Source organism: Roseovarius sp. (genome assembly GCF_040219995.1).
Taxonomy (GTDB): Bacteria; Pseudomonadota; Alphaproteobacteria; order Rhodobacterales; family Rhodobacteraceae; genus Roseovarius.
In genome coordinates this window covers 381,080-398,423 of the sequence record NZ_JAVJUC010000014.1, presented here as the reverse complement: position 1 = coordinate 398,423, position 17,344 = coordinate 381,080, and the positions used below count along the sequence as shown (strand labels likewise).

The 17,344-nt window shown below is 60.0% G+C and carries 14 protein-coding genes; 10 read left to right on the top strand and 4 right to left on the bottom strand.

Annotation, left to right across the window (positions count from 1 at the left end; translation table 11 throughout):
- Positions 1-181: 181 nt before the first annotated feature.
- From RID11_RS06130 to nusG, 4 genes are all read right to left on the bottom strand, one after another.
- A complete protein-coding gene (locus tag RID11_RS06130) occupies positions 182-1,627 on the bottom strand; it encodes an aldehyde dehydrogenase family protein (RefSeq protein ID WP_350136570.1) in 1,446 nt (481 codons plus the stop codon).
- Between the two features lie 40 nt (positions 1,628-1,667).
- Complete coding sequence (gene kdsA, locus RID11_RS06125; protein ID WP_350136567.1) at positions 1,668-2,492, bottom strand: 3-deoxy-8-phosphooctulonate synthase; 825 nt, start codon at positions 2,490-2,492, stop codon at positions 1,668-1,670.
- Positions 2,493-2,525: 33 nt separating this feature from the next.
- Positions 2,526-3,500 (bottom strand): KpsF/GutQ family sugar-phosphate isomerase, encoded by a 975-nt coding sequence (locus RID11_RS06120; protein ID WP_350136564.1) that lies wholly within the window; start codon positions 3,498-3,500, stop codon positions 2,526-2,528.
- A 74-nt stretch (positions 3,501-3,574) separates the two neighbouring features.
- Positions 3,575-4,105, bottom strand: a complete 531-nt coding sequence (gene nusG / locus RID11_RS06115) for a transcription termination/antitermination protein NusG (RefSeq protein ID WP_350136561.1) — start codon at positions 4,103-4,105, stop codon at positions 3,575-3,577.
- Between the two features lie 376 nt (positions 4,106-4,481).
- Here nusG and RID11_RS06110 point away from each other — a divergent pair, with 376 nt between their 5' ends.
- The 10 genes from RID11_RS06110 to RID11_RS06065 all read left to right on the top strand — a co-directional run bounded on the left by RID11_RS06110 (position 4,482) and on the right by RID11_RS06065 (position 17,339).
- Entirely contained in the window at positions 4,482-4,841 is a 360-nt protein-coding gene (locus RID11_RS06110; RefSeq protein WP_350136559.1) for a MarR family EPS-associated transcriptional regulator, read from the top strand.
- A complete protein-coding gene (locus tag RID11_RS06105) occupies positions 4,834-5,856 on the top strand; it encodes an NAD-dependent epimerase/dehydratase family protein (protein WP_350136557.1) in 1,023 nt (340 codons plus the stop codon). The genes RID11_RS06110 and RID11_RS06105 overlap by 8 nt, the downstream gene beginning before the upstream one ends.
- Before the next feature lie 51 nt (positions 5,857-5,907).
- Entirely contained in the window at positions 5,908-7,041 is a 1,134-nt protein-coding gene (gene wecB, locus RID11_RS06100) for a non-hydrolyzing UDP-N-acetylglucosamine 2-epimerase (protein WP_350136555.1), read from the top strand.
- Positions 7,042-7,047: 6 nt separating this feature from the next.
- On the top strand, positions 7,048-8,319 hold the full coding sequence (gene wecC, locus RID11_RS06095; protein ID WP_350136552.1) for a UDP-N-acetyl-D-mannosamine dehydrogenase: 1,272 nt from the start codon (positions 7,048-7,050) through the stop codon (positions 8,317-8,319).
- 72 nt (positions 8,320-8,391) lie between these two features.
- Positions 8,392-9,306 carry a class I SAM-dependent methyltransferase gene (locus RID11_RS06090; RefSeq protein ID WP_350136550.1) on the top strand — a complete coding sequence of 305 codons (915 nt, stop codon included), beginning with the start codon at positions 8,392-8,394 and terminating at the stop codon, positions 9,304-9,306.
- A 92-nt stretch (positions 9,307-9,398) separates the two neighbouring features.
- Positions 9,399-10,547, top strand: a complete 1,149-nt coding sequence (locus RID11_RS06085) for a lipopolysaccharide biosynthesis protein (RefSeq protein ID WP_502949340.1) — start codon at positions 9,399-9,401, stop codon at positions 10,545-10,547.
- Positions 10,540-11,802, top strand: a complete 1,263-nt coding sequence (locus RID11_RS06080; protein WP_350136548.1) for a hypothetical protein — start codon at positions 10,540-10,542, stop codon at positions 11,800-11,802. The genes RID11_RS06085 and RID11_RS06080 overlap by 8 nt, the downstream gene beginning before the upstream one ends.
- 389 nt (positions 11,803-12,191) lie before the next feature.
- Complete coding sequence (locus RID11_RS06075) at positions 12,192-14,318, top strand: bi-domain-containing oxidoreductase (protein WP_350136546.1); 2,127 nt, start codon at positions 12,192-12,194, stop codon at positions 14,316-14,318.
- Positions 14,315-16,120, top strand: coding sequence for a heparinase II/III family protein (locus RID11_RS06070; RefSeq protein ID WP_350136545.1), 1,806 nt, complete (start codon positions 14,315-14,317; stop codon positions 16,118-16,120). Before RID11_RS06075 ends, RID11_RS06070 begins: the two co-directional genes overlap by 4 nt.
- 1 nt (position 16,121) lies before the next feature.
- Positions 16,122-17,339 carry a glycosyltransferase family 4 protein gene (locus tag RID11_RS06065; RefSeq protein WP_350136543.1) on the top strand — a complete coding sequence of 406 codons (1,218 nt, stop codon included), beginning with the start codon at positions 16,122-16,124 and terminating at the stop codon, positions 17,337-17,339.
- Positions 17,340-17,344: the final 5 nt, after the last annotated feature.

Genomic DNA, 17,344 nt, shown 5'->3' with positions numbered 1-17,344 from the left:
GTAAGCAAACACCCAAGCGATGCGCAGGTTGCCGCCAAATCGCCGTGCCGTCGGGGCGGCGTCATCCAGAAGTATGCCTCTGGCTTACCGATGCGCGGCAGCCTTCGACCGTCTATCTCGCGGGTGCTTCAATCCGAAGTCCGATTCAGGCCATCACTCCCTCATCCTCACGGACACTTGCTCAGCCGTGATGCGCCGCCACGGTCTTGAGCGTCGAAAAGCCGTAAAGCGCCTCAAATCCCTTTTCACGGCCATGGCCGGATTTGCCGGTCCCGCCAAACGGTAATTCGACCCCGCCACCGGCCCCGTAATTGTTGAGAAACACCTGTCCCGCCCGCACCTTGCGTGCAAGCCGCATCTGGCGCGCGCCGTCACGTGTCCAAACGCTGGCGACAAGGCCGTACTCGGTGCCATTTGCAATGACTATAGCCTCGGCCTCGGTGTCGAACGGGATCATCACCTGGACTGGACCAAAGATTTCCTCTTGGGCGAGCGGATGGTCGGGCGCGACCGGACCAAAGAGCATGGCGGGCACGTAATGCCCACCCGCTGGCAGATCGTCCCCCGGCTCGACCTGCGCAATCAACGGCAAATCAGCCGCACGCTCGAGGTAGGTCTGAACGCGGGCCTTTTGCGTGGCATTGATCAGCGGACCGATACCCGGATCCTCCATCGCCGGACCGATCCGCTTGGCCCCGTAGGCGGCGGCCATGCGCGCTGCGACCTCGTCGAACACCGCGCGCTGCACGAGGATACGTGAGGAGGCAGAACAGGTCTGGCCTGCGTTCTGCAATCCGGCATTGACGAGAAACGGCAAGGCGGCATCGAGATCGGCATCGGCAAAGACCACCTGCGGGGATTTTCCGCCCAGTTCCAGCGTCACAGGGACCACGTTTGCCCCCGCTGCGATCTGCACGGCGGAGCCTGTGGCGACTGAGCCGGTGAAGCTCAGATGCTGGATCCCGGGATGCGCCGAGAGCGCCGCCCCCGCCTCGCGCCCCAGCCCCGTCACTACGTTGAGCGCACCCGCCGGAAACCCCGCCTGCTGCGCAAGATACGCAAAGAGCAACGCCGTTAGGCTGGCATCCTCGGCCGGTTTCAGCACGCAGGCGTTGCCCATGGCGAGAGCTGCCCCGACCGAGCGCCCGATGATCTGCATCGGGTAATTCCAAGGCACGATATGGCCGGTCACACCATGCGGCTCGCGAAGTGTGTAGACGGTATAGCCATCGAGATAGGGGATGGTGGTACCATGCACCTTGTCCGCCGCCCCGCCGTAGAATTCACAGTAGCGCGCAAGAGCGCGAGCATCGGCACGCGCCTGCGCCAGCGGCTTGCCCACATCGTGCGCCTCAACCTCGGCCAAGAGATCTTCGTGCTCTTCCACCAAGCGCCCCAGCCGGGCAAGACAACGGCCCCTTTCTGCGGCGGTGAACCGGCTCCAGTCACCTTCAAGCGCATCCTGCGCAGCGGCAACGGCCGCGTCGATATCCGCCGCCTGCCCCCTCGCGATTCTGGCAATCTCCTCGCCGGTCGAAGGATTTTCGACCGGTAGGGTTTCGTGCGTTGCGCGCCATGTGCCCGCAATCAGGATCTGCGCGGGGTCGAGCGGTAGGGATAACGACATCGGTCTCTTCTCCTGTGCAACGTTGAAGCCGACTCTGGGCTCAACCTGCCTTGATTAGCCGGTCGACCCGCACAAGGCGCTCCAGCAGGGCGGGCATGGCGTCGAGCGGCACCATGTTAGGCCCGTCCGAGGGGGCATTGTCGGGGTCGTCATGCGTCTCGATGAAAAGCCCGGCACAGCCCACGGCAAGCGCCGCACGCGCCAGCGGGGCCACGAATTGCCGTTGCCCGTCCGATGAGCCGCCCTTGCCGCCTGGCAATTGCACCGAATGAGTGGCGTCAAAGATCACCGGATAGCCCGTATCAGCCATAATCGGCAGCGCGCGCATATCCGAGACCAGCATGTTATAGCCGAAGCTCGCCCCGCGCTCACATAGCATGATGTTTTCATTGCCGGTCGAGGCCACCTTGGCGGCGACATTGGCCATATCCCATGGGGCGAGGAATTGCCCTTTCTTGACATTAATCACACGCCCGGTCGCCCCGGCAGCAAGCAGCAAATCCGTTTGGCGGCTGAGAAAGGCGGGAATCTGCAGAACGTCGCACACCTCAGCGGCCGGCGCGCAATGGCCGGCCTCATGCACGTCGGTAAGCACCGGGCACCCGAACTCGTCCCGGATCGCGGCCAGGTATTCAAGGCCCTTTTCCATCCCGAGACCGCGCTGACCGCCAAGCGAGGAGCGGTTGGCCTTGTCGTAGCTGGCCTTGAACACGAACGGAATATCCAGCCGCGCGCAAGTCTCGGCGAGGCTGCCTGCGATCTTGCGCGCATGCTCCAGGCTCTCCATCTGGCAGGGTCCGGAGATCAGAGCGAAAGGGCGGTCATTGGCGACATCAAGCGCCCCGATGGAAACAGTCTTGGTCATGGTCTTGGCGATCCTCTATTGGTCGGCCCGGGGTCAGACAACCCCGGCGCGCAGACAGTCGTGAATGTGGACCAGCCCGCAGAGTTGCCCGCCCGCGTCGACCACGAACAGCGCGCCGATCTTGTGGCGGTTCATCAGGCCGAGCGTCTCGGACAACAGCATGTCGGGCGTGGCAAAGCGTGGGCTGGGTGTGGCCACCTCTCCCGCAGTGCACCCCATCAACCCGTCGAGATTACGGCGCAGGTCACCATCAGTGATCGCGCCACTCAGGGCACCGCCCTCGACGACGGCGGCGATACCAAAGCCCTTGGCGCTCATCTCAATCAGCGTCTCGCCCATCGAAGTATCGGGGGCGACGACTGGCAGCGCGTCGCCGCTATGCATGACATCGCTAACCCGTAGGAACTGAGCGCCCAATTTGCCACCGGGATGAAAGACGTGAAACGCATCTGCCGCGAACCCCCGCTCTTCCATCAGCGCAACGGCAAGCGCATCACCCAATGCCAATGCACAGGTGGTCGAGGTGGTGGGGGCCATACCGATGGCGCAGGCCTCGGGCATGTCGGGCAGGATCAGCGCCACATCGGCCTGCCGCGCAAGCGTGCTATCGGTGACCCGTGTGATCGCGATCATCGGAATATCAAAGCGCCGGGTATACTGGATCAGGTCCGACAATTCGCGGGTCTCGCCGGAATTGGACAAGAGCAGACAGACGTCATCGCCCGTGACCATTCCCAGATCGCCATGACTTGCCTCGCCGGGATGCAGGAACAGCGCGGGCGCGCCGGTCGAGGCCAGCGTGGCGGCGATCTTGCGCGCGATATGACCCGACTTGCCCATGCCCGATACGATAACCCGACCTTTCGCGCCCAACATCAATGTGACGGCGCGGGCAAAGCCTTCGGGCGGACAATCGGCCATGACGGCCAGTGCCTCGGCCTCAGCCCGCAGAACCCGGCTGGCAGTGCCGCGAATAGCGTCTTTGTTGGTGAGAGGGGATCCGGTCATAGTCTGTCCTTGCGCCGAGCCTGTTGCGCAGGGGCTTACCCCTCCATGGCCCGCGCGTCCAGAGGGGGCGGTGGTCAGACGGCGTGGATAACGCGGGCAGGATCGACCGCAACGCGCGTCTTGCTGCCCAGAAGATCAAGCAAAACATGCACGCGGCGCTCGACATCGACATGCTCAATAGTTGCGACGAAATCCGCGAAAGGACCGCTGGTGATGCGGATGCGCTCACCGGTCATGAAATCCTTGTCAGTCTGAAGCAGACCATTGGCGTCGCATCGCTCCATCAGCCCGGCGACAACGCCTGCGGGCACCAGCGCCGGAGCCCTGCGACCAAAGCCGATAAGCTGGACCACACCCGGCATTGAGCGCAGCTTGTGCCACTGACCTGCCCCCTGCCCCGCACTGACAAAGATATAGCCCTTGAACACGGGCGCGCTTTCCCACCGCACCCGTCCACGTCGCCGCCGCTCGACGCTGTGCAGCGGCATAAACACATCAAAGCCCGTCCTTGACAGATTATGACATGCAATATGGTTCTGGTTCGGCTTGCACAGCAGAAGATGCCAGTCCGCAGCGATGAAATGATCCGAGCGTAGCGAGAGCATGACTAATCAGAATCCTGTTTTGTTCAAAAATGAACGAGAATCATCGACCATGCAACCGCTTGTGGCAAACCTGTGTGACGCAACGACAACAATCCCGGCTTTTTCGGCGGACATTCGCGACCCATCCCCGCGCGTTAATCACCTGTCCTTGCCAACCGTTTGCCTGCGTGACTGTGGTGCTTGGCCCTTTCGGAGCAGGCCGTCTTTCACATCGCCAAAAACTACGGTATGCGTACCCTCGTAATGGCTCGCGCTATTGGAAAACCTAACCATTTCAAAACCGTAATGCACTCGACCGATTCGAGCTGCAGTGCGGACGCCGTGCCTTCGAGGCGGATTTCATGATCACCGGGCACCGGACGGAGTGGGCAGGCGCATGAGCAAGCCGGCTGAAGAAGACGTCCATTTCCGGGTGCTCCGCATTCTCGAACAAAACCCCGACATCAGTCAGCGCGAACTCGCCGCACAGCTCGGTATCGCATTGGGGCGGACCAATTACGTGCTCAAGGCGCTGATGGAAAAAGGGCTGGTGAAGATCGGCAATTTCTCTGCCGCGCAGGACAAGCGACGGTATGCTTACATATTAACGCCCAAGGGCGTGGCCCGCAAAGCGGCGATCACCAAGCGATTTCTGGCCCGGAAGCTCTCCGAATACGAAGCGCTAAAGGCGGAGATCGACAGCCTTCGGGATGAACTGCACGAAACATCAAACGCCGAGGGACCGCGCCATGAGTGATTCTGTCCGCGCCAGAAAAGTATTTGTAACCGGCAGTGCCGGTTTTGTCGGGTTTCACCTTGCAAAGGCGCTTCTCGACGAAGGGTTCGCGGTGCACGGATATGACGGGATAACCCCCTATTACGATCCGCAGCTCAAACACGCGCGCCATGCCCGCCTGCGCGCGTATCCTCAGTTCTCCGCAACAGAAGCGATGCTGGAAGATGCCGACAATTTGACCGCTGCGGTTGCGCATTTTGATCCCGACGTCATCGTCCACCTCGCCGCACAGGCCGGGGTGCGCTACAGCCTTGAAGAACCGCGCGCCTATGTCGAAACAAACATTGTCGGGACATTCAACGTCCTGGAATGTGCCCGCGCCCACGAGGTAGATCATCTTCTGATGGCATCGACCTCTTCGGTCTATGGCGCGAACACACAGATGCCGTTCAAGGAAACCGACAAGGCTGACACCCCCCTGACGATCTATGCCGCGACCAAGAAGGCGACGGAGGCGATGGGCCATTCCTACGCGCATCTGCACAACTTGCCGGTCACGATGTTCCGTTTTTTCACGGTCTATGGCCCCTGGGGTCGCCCTGACATGGCGTATTTCAAGTTCACCCGCGCGATCCTCTCCGGAGAGCCGATCGACATCTACAACAACGGCGACATGTGGCGCGATTTCACCTATGTTGGCGATCTGGTGCGCGGTATCCGGCTGCTGATGGACGCGGTGCCGGGAGGGCCTGAAACGGCCGTTGATAGCGACAGCCTGAGCCCCGCAGCCCCGTTTCGCGTGGTCAATATCGGCAATTCTGACAAGGTAAGGCTGCTGGATTTCATCGCCGCGCTCGAAGCGGCCCTGGACCGCAAAGCTGTGCGCAACATGATGCCCATGCAGACCGGCGACATGCAGGCGACATGGGCCGACGCCTCGCTTCTGCGCACTCTTACCGGATATCAACCAGCCACCGCACTGCACGAGGGCGTCGCCAGCTTTGTCGATTGGTACCGTGAATACTATGCGTCCTAGATCCTCAAAGCTCAGCCATATCAAGCCAGCTAGCCAAGGGAACCAGTCAAGATGATCAAGGTGATTTCCGTATTCGGAACGCGCCCCGAGGCCATCAAGATGGCCCCGGTTGTAAAAGCCCTGGCGGCCAGCCCGGATATTGACGCGCGGGTCGTTGTTACCGCGCAGCATCGAGAAATGCTTGACCAGGTCCTGCACCTCTTCGACATCGAGCCCGATCACGATCTAGGCATCATGAAACCGGGACAGGGTCTCACGGAAATCACCGCAGCAGTTCTTACCGGGCTGAAGCCGATTTTCGAAACCGAAAAGCCGGACCTCGTATTGATCCACGGCGACACCACAACGACACTCGCTACCGCATTGGCCGCCTACTACCAGCGCATTCCGGTCGGGCATGTAGAGGCCGGTCTGCGCACCGGCAACATATACTCGCCGTGGCCCGAGGAAATAAATCGCAAGGTGGCCGGCGCGATCACGCGCCTGCATTTCGCGCCAACGCAACGCTCCCGCGACAACCTTCTGGCCGAAAATGTTGCTGCGTCGCATATACACGTCACCGGCAACACCGTGGTCGACGCGCTTCTGGAGGCGGTCGGAAAACTGCGCGCAGATGAGGCGCAGAGCCGCGCGCTCGATGCGCGCTTTTGCATCAATCCCGCCCTGCGCACAATCTTGGTGACCGGCCATCGCCGCGAAAGCTTTGGTCAGGGGTTCGAACGGATGTGCGATGCGCTTTCACAACTGGCCGCACGTGAGGACGTCCAGATCATCTATCCGGTCCACCTGAACCCGAATGTCAAAGGCCCCGTCGAAACACGGCTGGGCAATCTGGACCGGGTGCAGCTGATCGCGCCGCAAGACTACCTGCCCTTCGTGCACCTTATGCAGCGCGCTGACATCATTCTTACAGATTCCGGTGGCGTGCAGGAAGAAGCCCCGTCGCTTGGCAAGCCGGTTCTCGTGATGCGCGAGACCACCGAACGCCCCGAGGCGGTGGATGCGGGCACCGTGAAACTGGTCGGTACGGATAGCGGCCTCATCGTGTCCGAGGTCACTGAATTGCTCGATGACCCCACCGCCTATGACCGAATGGCGCGGGCACATAACCCTTATGGTGACGGGCTTGCGGCCGCGCGTATCCGCGACGCAGTCTTGAATTTTACAAACGAGGAAGATGAGTAATCAGTGATGACAATACAGCCATTCAAACGGATTTCGGTGATCGGGCTGGGGTATATCGGCCTGCCCACGGCGGCGATGTTCGCCTCGCGCAAGGTCGAGGTGATCGGCGTCGATGTCAATTCGCGTACGGTCGACACGATCAATCGCGGTGGGATCCATATCGTGGAGCCCGATCTCGACATGATCGTGCACGCCTCCGTGCACGAAGGTTACCTGCGCGCTACACTGGAGCCCGAGCCCGCCGAGGCGTTTCTGATCGCCGTCCCGACCCCGTTCAAAGGCGACGATCACGAGCCGGACCTGCACTACATCGAGTCGGCCGCCAAGACCATCGCACCGGTGCTGTGCGCGGGCAATCTTGTGGTGCTGGAAAGCACATCGCCGGTCGGTGCCACCGAGGCGATGGCGGGCTGGCTTGCGCAGGCGCGCCCCGACCTGAGTTTTCCGCAAGACGCGGGCGAGACCTCCGACATCCGCATCGCCCATTGTCCCGAGCGGGTGCTGCCCGGCAAGGTCATGCAGGAACTGATCAGTAATGACCGTGTGATCGGCGGCATGACGCGGCGCTGCTCGGAGCGCGCCGCCGAACTCTACGGCACCTTCGTGACCGGCGAATGCGTCATCGCGACGGGGCCGAGGGTGGCAGAGATGGCCAAGCTCACCGAGAACAGCTTTCGCGACGTCAACATCGCCTTTGCCAACGAACTGTCGATGATCTGCGACCGGCTCGACATGGATGTTTGGGAGCTGATCCGGCTGGCCAACCGTCACCCGCGGGTCAACATCCTGCAACCGGGGCCGGGTGTCGGCGGGCATTGCATCGCGGTCGATCCGTGGTTCATCGTGGCCTCCGCCCCCGCCGAGGCACGGCTGATCGCGATGGCGCGGGAGGTGAACGACGCCAAGCCGGGCTGGGTGCTGGAGAAGGTCCGCGCGGCGATCGGCGCGCATCTGTCGCAGAACCCTGACCGCACCGCGCGCGAGGTGACGGTGGCGATCTACGGGCTGGCGTTCAAACCTGATATCGACGACCTGCGCGAGAGCCCGGCCCTCGACATCGCGCGGCGCATCGCGGCGGAACACGTTGGGCCGCTGCGGATCGTGGAGCCGAACGTGACGACGCTTCCCGAGGGGTTGGGCGCAGGCGTGCTATGTGATCTGACAGAGATCCGGGCAGAGGTGCACGTGATGCTGGTCGATCACAAGGACTTCAAGAACGCGCCCCGGCCAGATGGCCAGATCGTAGATGCGCGCGGTGTTTGGAAAGACGCGCATTAAAACGCAGCCCCGGCATCTGCCGGATGCTACACTCCAGATTTACAGATAAAAAGCTAGGAAATCCAAATAGATATGACACAAGATACGCCATCACGCTGCAGCATATGTAACGGCACCGATATTCAAGAGTACGGGGATGAGTGGAAGCTGCAAAGATGCAAACGGTGTGGCCATACCAAAGGCATATCTGGCCTGGAAAAGCTGCAGGCTGCCGAAGAAAATTTTTTCGGTGACGATCAATACATTCTCTTTCGGTCCAAGAACAAATCCTACTTTGAATCGCTGGCTGCAAAACGTGCGGCGGACCTACGAAACCATATCAGCGGCCTGCAAGACAAGTCGCTTCTGGATATCGGCTGCAGTCTGGGCGAGTTCCTGAACGCGGTCTCTAAAGACTGCCGTTCGGTCAAAGGACAAGACACCGCCGCCGGTGTGATCGAATATGCCAAAGGCGCCTATGATGTGGAAATTCACGACGCTCTGACCGAGATCGTACCGGAACAATTCGATGTCGTGACCGCGTTTCACGTCATCGAACATGTCGATGATCCACATAATTTCATCGAGCACATCAAAGGCTTCATCAAACCGGGTGGATGGATCAACATCAGAACACCAAATGTCGGCTCTTTGTCAGGGCGCCTATCAGGCAAGAACTGGCCGGGCATTTCCATCGAGCACACCCATCTTTTCACTCCCAAATCGCTGGAAACCCTTTTGCAGAAAAGCGGATTCACACAGATCAAGGTGCTGACCAAATCGCATGCCCGTTTCCCGGTTGGTGCGCTGCAAAGATACCTCAAGGGTGGCAATAAAATCGACGGGGACAGTGGTGCAGGCGGAAATCGCAACTCGGGTTCCACGCGGCTCAAGATCATGTCCATCCTCGATTTGCCATATGCCCCGATAGCCCTCCTTGAGGGGTGGATGAGAGCGGGTGACGAGGTTGTCGTCTTCGCAAAAAAGACAGATGCAAGCGTGTCGTAGGCCAGCTCGAACGCATGACCCCAAGGTTAACATCACTACTCGCCGTCGCTCTTAGGGTTGTGGCGGTAGGCCTCAGTGTCGGTCTGCTCTTTTTGGTGGACAGTCTCTTCGGTAATTCCGCAGCCGGATTGTACCAGAGCTTTGTGGCCTATTCTATCCTTGTCGGGGGACTTGCGACGATTGGTATCCCCTATGCTGCGCTCTCGATATCCGTCGACCAAAAGGAGAAGGCGCTGGACCTGCTGGTTTTTGCATTCTTCTGCACCCTTGTGGGCGTGACGCTGTGCTTGCTGGCACAGTTCATCTTTGACGGCAGTATCATCCTGCTTTTTTGCTGGTGGCCCTTTGCAGTCTACCAGATCTTTGCCGCCCGCATGAAGATGTCCAATAACGTCTTATCGTCGATCACGTGTGAAAACCTTGCCCCCTACGCCACGTATCTGACGATTGTTATGTGGCTGATCCTTTATAACGCCTCTGACACAATGGATCAGACGGCCTTTGCGGATATGTTCCGGCAAGCGGCGGGCACTTTGCTTTTGATCATTTCGGCGGCTTTGCTGATCGCCTTTCTGATCTTCTTCCGGTCTCATCTATTGTCATGGAAAGAAGAACCCCGCTTCTTGCTCCACACTATGTCCACACGGGCCAAATATAACTTCGGCACATTGCTGTCCTCGCTCCCCTTCAACAAGGTCGAACTGTTCATCTTCGCCTATCTGGGCATGCTGAACGAAGCGGGATGGTTTGCCAAAGCCTTGGTTCTGGCCAATATTGCCTCGATGCCCCTGAATTTCTCTGCCTCGCTTTTTGTACCCAATTTCATTGCGGCCCTGCGGGAAAAAAACCTGATGAAATCCAACGGCGTATTCCTCAAGTACCGCAGATCGACCTTCTATTTGACGATCGCGGTCAGCCTTTTTGCGATCCTTGTCGGCAATGTCTATTTCTATACCCGAGGAGAGCTGAATACCTATCTGGCGCTCACGATCATTATAATCTGTACGGGAAATCTGGTGACCGCATCGGTCGGCCATTTCCACTATGCGCTGATTGCAATCGGACGGGAGAAGGAGTGCACAAAAGCAAACTTTGTAGCCCTTGCGGCCAATATCTTCGTGGCCCTGATCCTGATCCCCATATACGCGGAAGTAGGGGCAGCCTTGTCCATATTTGTGGCCCATGTCACAAAGTCATTCATTGGTGCCCTCTACATGCGAACCTATCTGCGCCATGGGTAACAAGATGCGCATAGGCCCTTTTCACGTCGCGATTTATGTGGCGTTGCAGCTTGTAGTGACGTTCGGCGCGTATATTTCAAGCAACGTAAGCCAACAGTTGTATCTCTATAGCCTTCTGGTCTGCCAACTCTTTGGCTATTGTTATATCTATGTCCTCAAGAACGGTCGGCGGGCCGAGATAACTCTTGGCCAGGTGTGGGCAAGGGCAATCTTCAGGGCGCTGAATTTCGTCCTGGTTTTCGGTATGCTTCTGGGCGTGATCAACTTTATTGACGGACGTAACGAGTTTGGCGTGACGTTCACCTATTTCATTCTCTCCATCTTCCAGCTTCTTGTGATCCATGCCGGATACAGATGCGCCGTCTATAACTACTGGCCCAACATGAGACAGATACTAATCATCGGCGCGGTTATGGAATCGGTCCACGGCTTCGTCCGCTACTTGGGGGATTCCATTGGCTACCGCAGTTCGATCGGGCTGTCCCGAGAAGGCTTCTGGACACTTTTTTATGGCCGCAAATTCCTGTTTCTCTTCGTTTTTGCCGGTGTTTTGTTTGTCGCTGCGACCGGGGGTATGCGCACGGCTGTTGCGACAATTATCTTTTATCTGTTGCTGCTGTTCCTGAGTTCGGAAAGGATCCGCAAAAAGGCGCGGCGTCGCCTTGTGTTCATGTTCCTGTTTCTGGCCGTTTTCGGCCCTATTGGGATCACGACCCTGCTATCGATGGACCGTGGCATTTTCCCGCCGATGATGCAAGTCACCCTGACCCGTTTTGAATCTACCTTTAGTTCGACGCCCAACAACACAATCGAAGACGGACGGGACGTTGAATGGCGCTCTGTTAATTTCGAGATCGACCAGAATGGGGTCTGGCTGGATCATATCTTTGGCCGCGGCGTCGGGTTTACCTATTTGAACGAACGAACAATGCAGCGCGAAACCCATATACACCTCGCTGTACCAAGAATTTTGTCACGCTATGGTTATGTCGGTCTCATTATTTTCTTTGGTGGCGCACTCTTCATTTCGATCTGCTCGTTTCTGGAAGTGCTCAAGTACAACAGATTTGACCTCGTCAAGCTGGGCTTCCTGCACTCGTTTGTCTATTTTCTGTTCTTCGGTGAAGACGTGTTCATGAGTTTCTGGTTCCTGTTTGGGGCCGCGCTCGGGTCCTGTTTCAATTCCCACTTTGAAACCAACAAGACAAAGCGAAGCCCGGCAATTATCAAAGACAAGACCGTACGATCAGGATGATATCCGTGATCACCCCCACCCCCTCTTTGGGAATGACACGGCGGCCTTGATACCCCCAAGACAGCCCGCCTGTCGCCATTGGGGCAGTCTTTACAACACGCGCTTTTTTGTGTTTGGAGTTATTGCTACACAGTCAGAGCGATCTTTCCTCTTTGGATCCTGTTTTCCTTTGCCAACATGCGATGCGTTGAAAATGTGCTTAGAAAATTTCCCGACTGCGCCGCATATCCATACCTCTTTTGCTTTTATGTGTCGATAATGTGGGCGCGCGGTTCACTATACGCCCCAACATTTATGCTTGTTTTGGCAATCATCGGCACCTTATTGAGCAAGTATCTGTTAAACCCCGGAAGAAAATTATCCTTCAGATTTTCAAGGCGTTAATGAGCATGAAACAAATCCTCCAGAACCTCTCCACCGGCCAGTCTGAACTGGTTGAGGCCCCGGCCCCGCGGGCGCGCAAGGGGCAGGTGCTGATCGACACCACCGTGTCGCTGATCTCCACCGGTACCGAGCGGATGCTGGTCGATTTCGGGCGTGCCGGGGTGATCTCGAAGGCGCGGCAGCAGCCCGACAAGGTGCGCCAGGTGCTCGACAAGGTGGCGACCGACGGGTTGATGACGACGGTGGACGCCGTGCGCTCCAAGCTCGCGCAGCCGATTCCGCTGGGGTATTGCAATGTGGGCGTGGTGCGCGAAAGCGGGACGGAGGGATTTCAGCCCGGCGACCGCGTGGTCTCGAACGGCCCGCATGCCGACGTAGTCAGCGTGCAGAAGAATCTCTGTGCGCGTATCCCCGATGGCGTCAGCGACGAGACCGCCGCCTTCACGGTCGTGGCCAGCATCGGGCTACAGGGGATCAGGCTGGCACAGCCCACGTTGGGCGAAAGTTTTGTGGTCACCGGCGTTGGGCTGATCGGGATTCTGACGGTGCAGATGCTGCGCGCACAGGGCTGCCGGGTCATGGCGGTGGATTTCGACGCGGAAAAGCTGGAACTGGCGCGGCAGTTCGGGGCTCAGATATGCAACCCCGCTGCGGGCGAAGACCCGGTTGCGGCGGGCCTTGCGTTCAGCCGGGGGGCGGGTGTGGACGGGGTGATCGTCACCGCCTCGACCAAGTCTTCCGACCCGATCACGCAAGCGGCACGCATGTGCCGCAAGCGCGGGCGGATCGTTCTGGTAGGCGTCACCGGGCTGGAACTGACCCGCGCGGATTTCTACGAAAAGGAGCTGAGCTTTCAGGTGTCGTGCTCCTACGGGCCGGGGCGGTATGATGCCGCCTATGAAGAACAGGGGCAGGATTATCCCATCGGGTTCGTGCGCTGGACCGAGAAGCGCAACTTCGACGCGGTGCTTGATTTGATGGCGGCAGGCGCTTTGGATGTTGCGCCGCTGATCAGCCACCGGATCCCGTTCGAGGAGGCCCCCCGCGCCTACGAGCTGTTGAGTCGCGATAAATCGGCCCTCGGTATCGTGCTGAGCTATGAGCATTCAGTCGAGGGGCGACACTGCACGCATGTCGACCTGCCCGCGTCCGAGATTACGGCCTCCGCGTCGGGCAAGCCAATCGTGGGCTTTATCGGCGCGGGCAACTACGCTTCGCGAATGTTGATCCCGGCGTTTAAGGCGGCGCGCGCACAGTTGCACACGATTGCCTCGGCCGGCGGTACCAATGCAGTGCTGCACGGGCGTACAGGCCGGTTTGCCAAGGCAACCTCCGACACGGACGCACTGATCGCCGATCCAGCGATCAACACCATCGCCATCGTGACGCGACATAACAGCCACGCCCGCCTGACCGCACAGGCACTGCGGGCGGGTAAGCATGTATTTGTCGAAAAACCGCTGGCCCTGACGCATGATGAACTGGAAGACGTGCGCGCCGCCCATGCGACAAGTGACCGCCAGCTTATGGTCGGGTTCAACCGCCGGTTCGCGCCGCAGGTTCAGGTCATGAAAAAGCTGCTGACAGCCGTTACCGCGCCGAAGAGTTTCGTCATGGTCATGAATGCCGGTGCAATTCCCGCCGATCACTGGACGCAAGACCCTGCTGTGGGCGGCGGGCGCATCATCGGCGAGGCCTGCCATTACATAGACCTGATGCGATTTCTGGCCGATGCGCCGATCACGTCGGTGCAGGCGCGGCGTATGGGCGGAACCGATGCCGAGGCCGTGAGCGAGGACAAGGCCGCCATCATGCTGGGATTTGCAGACGGCTCATTCGGCACCATTCATTATCTCGCCAATGGCGGTGCGTCCTTTCCCAAGGAGCGCGTCGAGGTTTTCGCGGCTGGCCGCACCTTGCAACTCGACAATTTTCTCAAGCTGCGCGGCTTCAACTGGCCCGGTTTCAAGAAGCAGAACCTCTGGCGGCAAGACAAGGGACAAACCGCATGTGCGGCCGCGTTTCTCGCGGCCGTCGAACAGGGCGGCTCGGCGCCGATTCCGGCGGAAGAACTTTTCGAGGTCGCGCGCGTGACCCTGGAAACAGCAGACCAGTTGCGCGCTCAGGCATGACACGCCTGAGCAAGCTGCGCACGCTGGCCCGCTTGGGGCCGGTCAATATCGCGCGCGTGGCGATCTATCGGCTCGGGCTGCGCTCGGGCCTACATCCGGTGCAAAAGCTCTCTGCATCGGTGGCGCGAGGTCCATTCTTTCGCGCCACGCAGGCATGGTCTGCGCGCCCCGCGCCAAATCTGTCCTGGACGAGCACGACCTGGGATTTTGGCTGGTATCAGCAGCCTCTGCCCGAGACGCCTCCAGACTGGTTTGCCAATCCCTTTTCGGACCAGCCACAGCCGGATGCCTCGCGCGACTGGTGGCGTATTCCCGATTTTGGCCATGGCGACATCAAGGGCGTCTGGGAATTGTCGCGCTTTGACTGGGCGGTGGCCTGGGGCACGCAAGCCGCGCAGGGTGATGCGCAGGCGCTCTCCCGGCTGAATTGCTGGCTTGATGATTGGGCGGCGCATAACCCGCCCTTCAAAGGCCCGAACTGGAAATGCGGCCAGGAGGCCTCGATCCGGGTCATGCACCTGTGTGTCGTGGCGTGGCTCTTGGGGCAGGATGACCGGCCCGAGCAGGGTCTGGTCGATCTGCTCACCGGTAATTTGAAGCGCATTGCGCCCACCATGTCCTATGCAATCGGGCAGGACAACAATCACGGCACCTCCGAGGCGACGGCGCTTTTCGTCGGTGGCAGCCTGCTGGCCGGTCATCATCCGGATGCTGCCAAATGGGCGCGCAAAGGTCGGCGTTGGCTGGAAGAGCGCGCGCAAACGCTTATCGCGCCGGACGGCAGCTTTAGCCAGTATTCGGTCACCTATCACCGGGTTATGCTGGATAGCTACTCGCTGGCCGAAGCGTGGCGGCGGCACCGTGATCTGCCTGCGTTCTCGCCTCTTTTGCATGAACGGCTGGCCGCGGCAGCCACATGGCTATTTGCGATGACCGACCCTCAGAGCGGAGACGCGCCCAACATCGGGGCCAATGACGGTGCGCGGCTGATCCCGCTGATCGACAGCGATTACCGCGATTTCAGACCATCAGTTCAGCTTGCGATGACGCTCTTTGCGGGGAAGCGCGCCTACGCGCCCGGCCGATGGGATGATGTGCTGGAATGGTTTGGGATTGCCCTGCCCGAACATTGCGCCGCCGCGCCCACGCGCTCCTTTGATGACGGGGGCTACCATGTGCTTCGGCAGGGCGACACGCTGGCGGTGCTGCGCTATCCACGCTTTCGCTTTCGCCCCGGTCAGGCGGACGCGCTGCATCTGGACCTTTGGCACGAGGGCCGCAACCTGCTGCGCGATGCGGGCACGTACAGCTATAACAGCGAAGGGGCCGAATGGTTTGGCGGGACAAGCGCGCATAACACCGTCACCTTCGACGGGCGCGATCAGATGCCACGTCTGGGGCGGTTCCTGTTCGGTGACTGGCTGAAGGCCGAGCACGTCGAAGAGGTTCGCGCAACACAGGACGGGCTGGCCGCGTCCGCGGGATACCGCGACGGGTACGGCGCACGTCATCACCGGCGGATCGCACTGAATGACGGGTATATGACGATCACAGATCGCATCGGGGGGCAGTTCGAGCGGGCCTGCCTGCGCTGGCGCTTGGCGCCAGACGATTATGCGCTGGACACGACCGGCGTGACTGGCGGGAAGGTACGATTGCAGATCACAGCCGAGGGGGCCGTTCCACAACTCGACCTCACCCGCGCCGCCGAGTCGCGCTACTACCAGCAAAAAGACGACCTGCCCGTGCTCGAGATCACCCTCGACGCCCCCGCGACCGTCACCACAAGGATCACTTACTGACATGCGCATCCTTTATTTTCATCAGCATTTCTCAACTCCGCAGGGATCCGCCGGCACGCGGTCCTATGAAATGGCACAGGCCGCCCTGCGCGCGGGGCACCGGGTCACGATGGTCTGCGGCAGCTACGCGCAGGGAAAAACCGGGCTGACAGGCCCATTTCAGCGCGGCAAGCGGCGCGGCACGGTCGACGGAATTGACATCATCGAATTCGATCTCAATTACGGCAACGAGATGGGGTTTGTCGCACGGCTGAGCGTGTTCGCGAAATTCGCCATGGGGTCGGTCCGCCTGGCGCTTCGGGAACCGGCAGATGTGGTGTTTGCCACCACCACGCCGCTGACAGCGGGTATTCCCGGCATTGCCGCGCGCCTTTTCGGCCGACGCCCCTTCGTGTTCGAAGTGCGCGATCTGTGGCCGGAATTGCCCAAGGCGATGGGGATTGTTCGAAACCCGGTCGTGCTGGGTCTGATGTCAGCGCTGGAATGGTCCTCCTATCATGCCGCGCATCGACTGATCGGACTGTCGCCGGGGATCGTCGAAGGGATCGCACGACGCGGTGTGCCGGAGGATCGGATCACGCTGGTGCCCAATGGCTGCGATCTGGACCTCTTCGCCTCCAGTGGGGCCGCGTGGCGACCGGAGGGTGTACGGGACGATCAAATGCTCGCAGTCTTTTCCGGCACCCATGGGCATGCCAACGGGCTGGGCGCGGTGCTCGATGTGGCGGCAGTGCTCAAGACGCGAGGGCGCGACGATATCCAAATCGCGCTGGTGGGCCAGGGTCGTGAAAAACCCGATCTTGCGGCGCGTGCCTCGCGCGAGGGTCTCGATAATGTGCTCTTTCTCGACCCCGTCCCCAAGACCGAGCTTTGCGGGCTTCTAGCGGGGGCGGACCTAGGGCTGCAATGTCTCAGGAACGTACCGGCATTCTATTACGGCACCTCACCCAACAAGTTTTTCGACTATATCGCCGCAGGGCTCCCGGTGCTCAACAACTACCCTGGCTGGCTGGCCGGATTGATCGAACAGAACGCCTGCGGCTTCTCAGTGCCGCCCGATGACCCGGAGGCCTTTGCCGATGCCCTGATCACGGCGTCGGAGGATCGCGCGGCACTGATCAGGATGGGCGAGGCGGCGCGCAATCTGGCCGAGACCGAGTTTTCCCGCGCGCGACTCTCTCAGGATTGGGTGGCATGGGTAACGGGCGCGCGGCGCTAGGCACA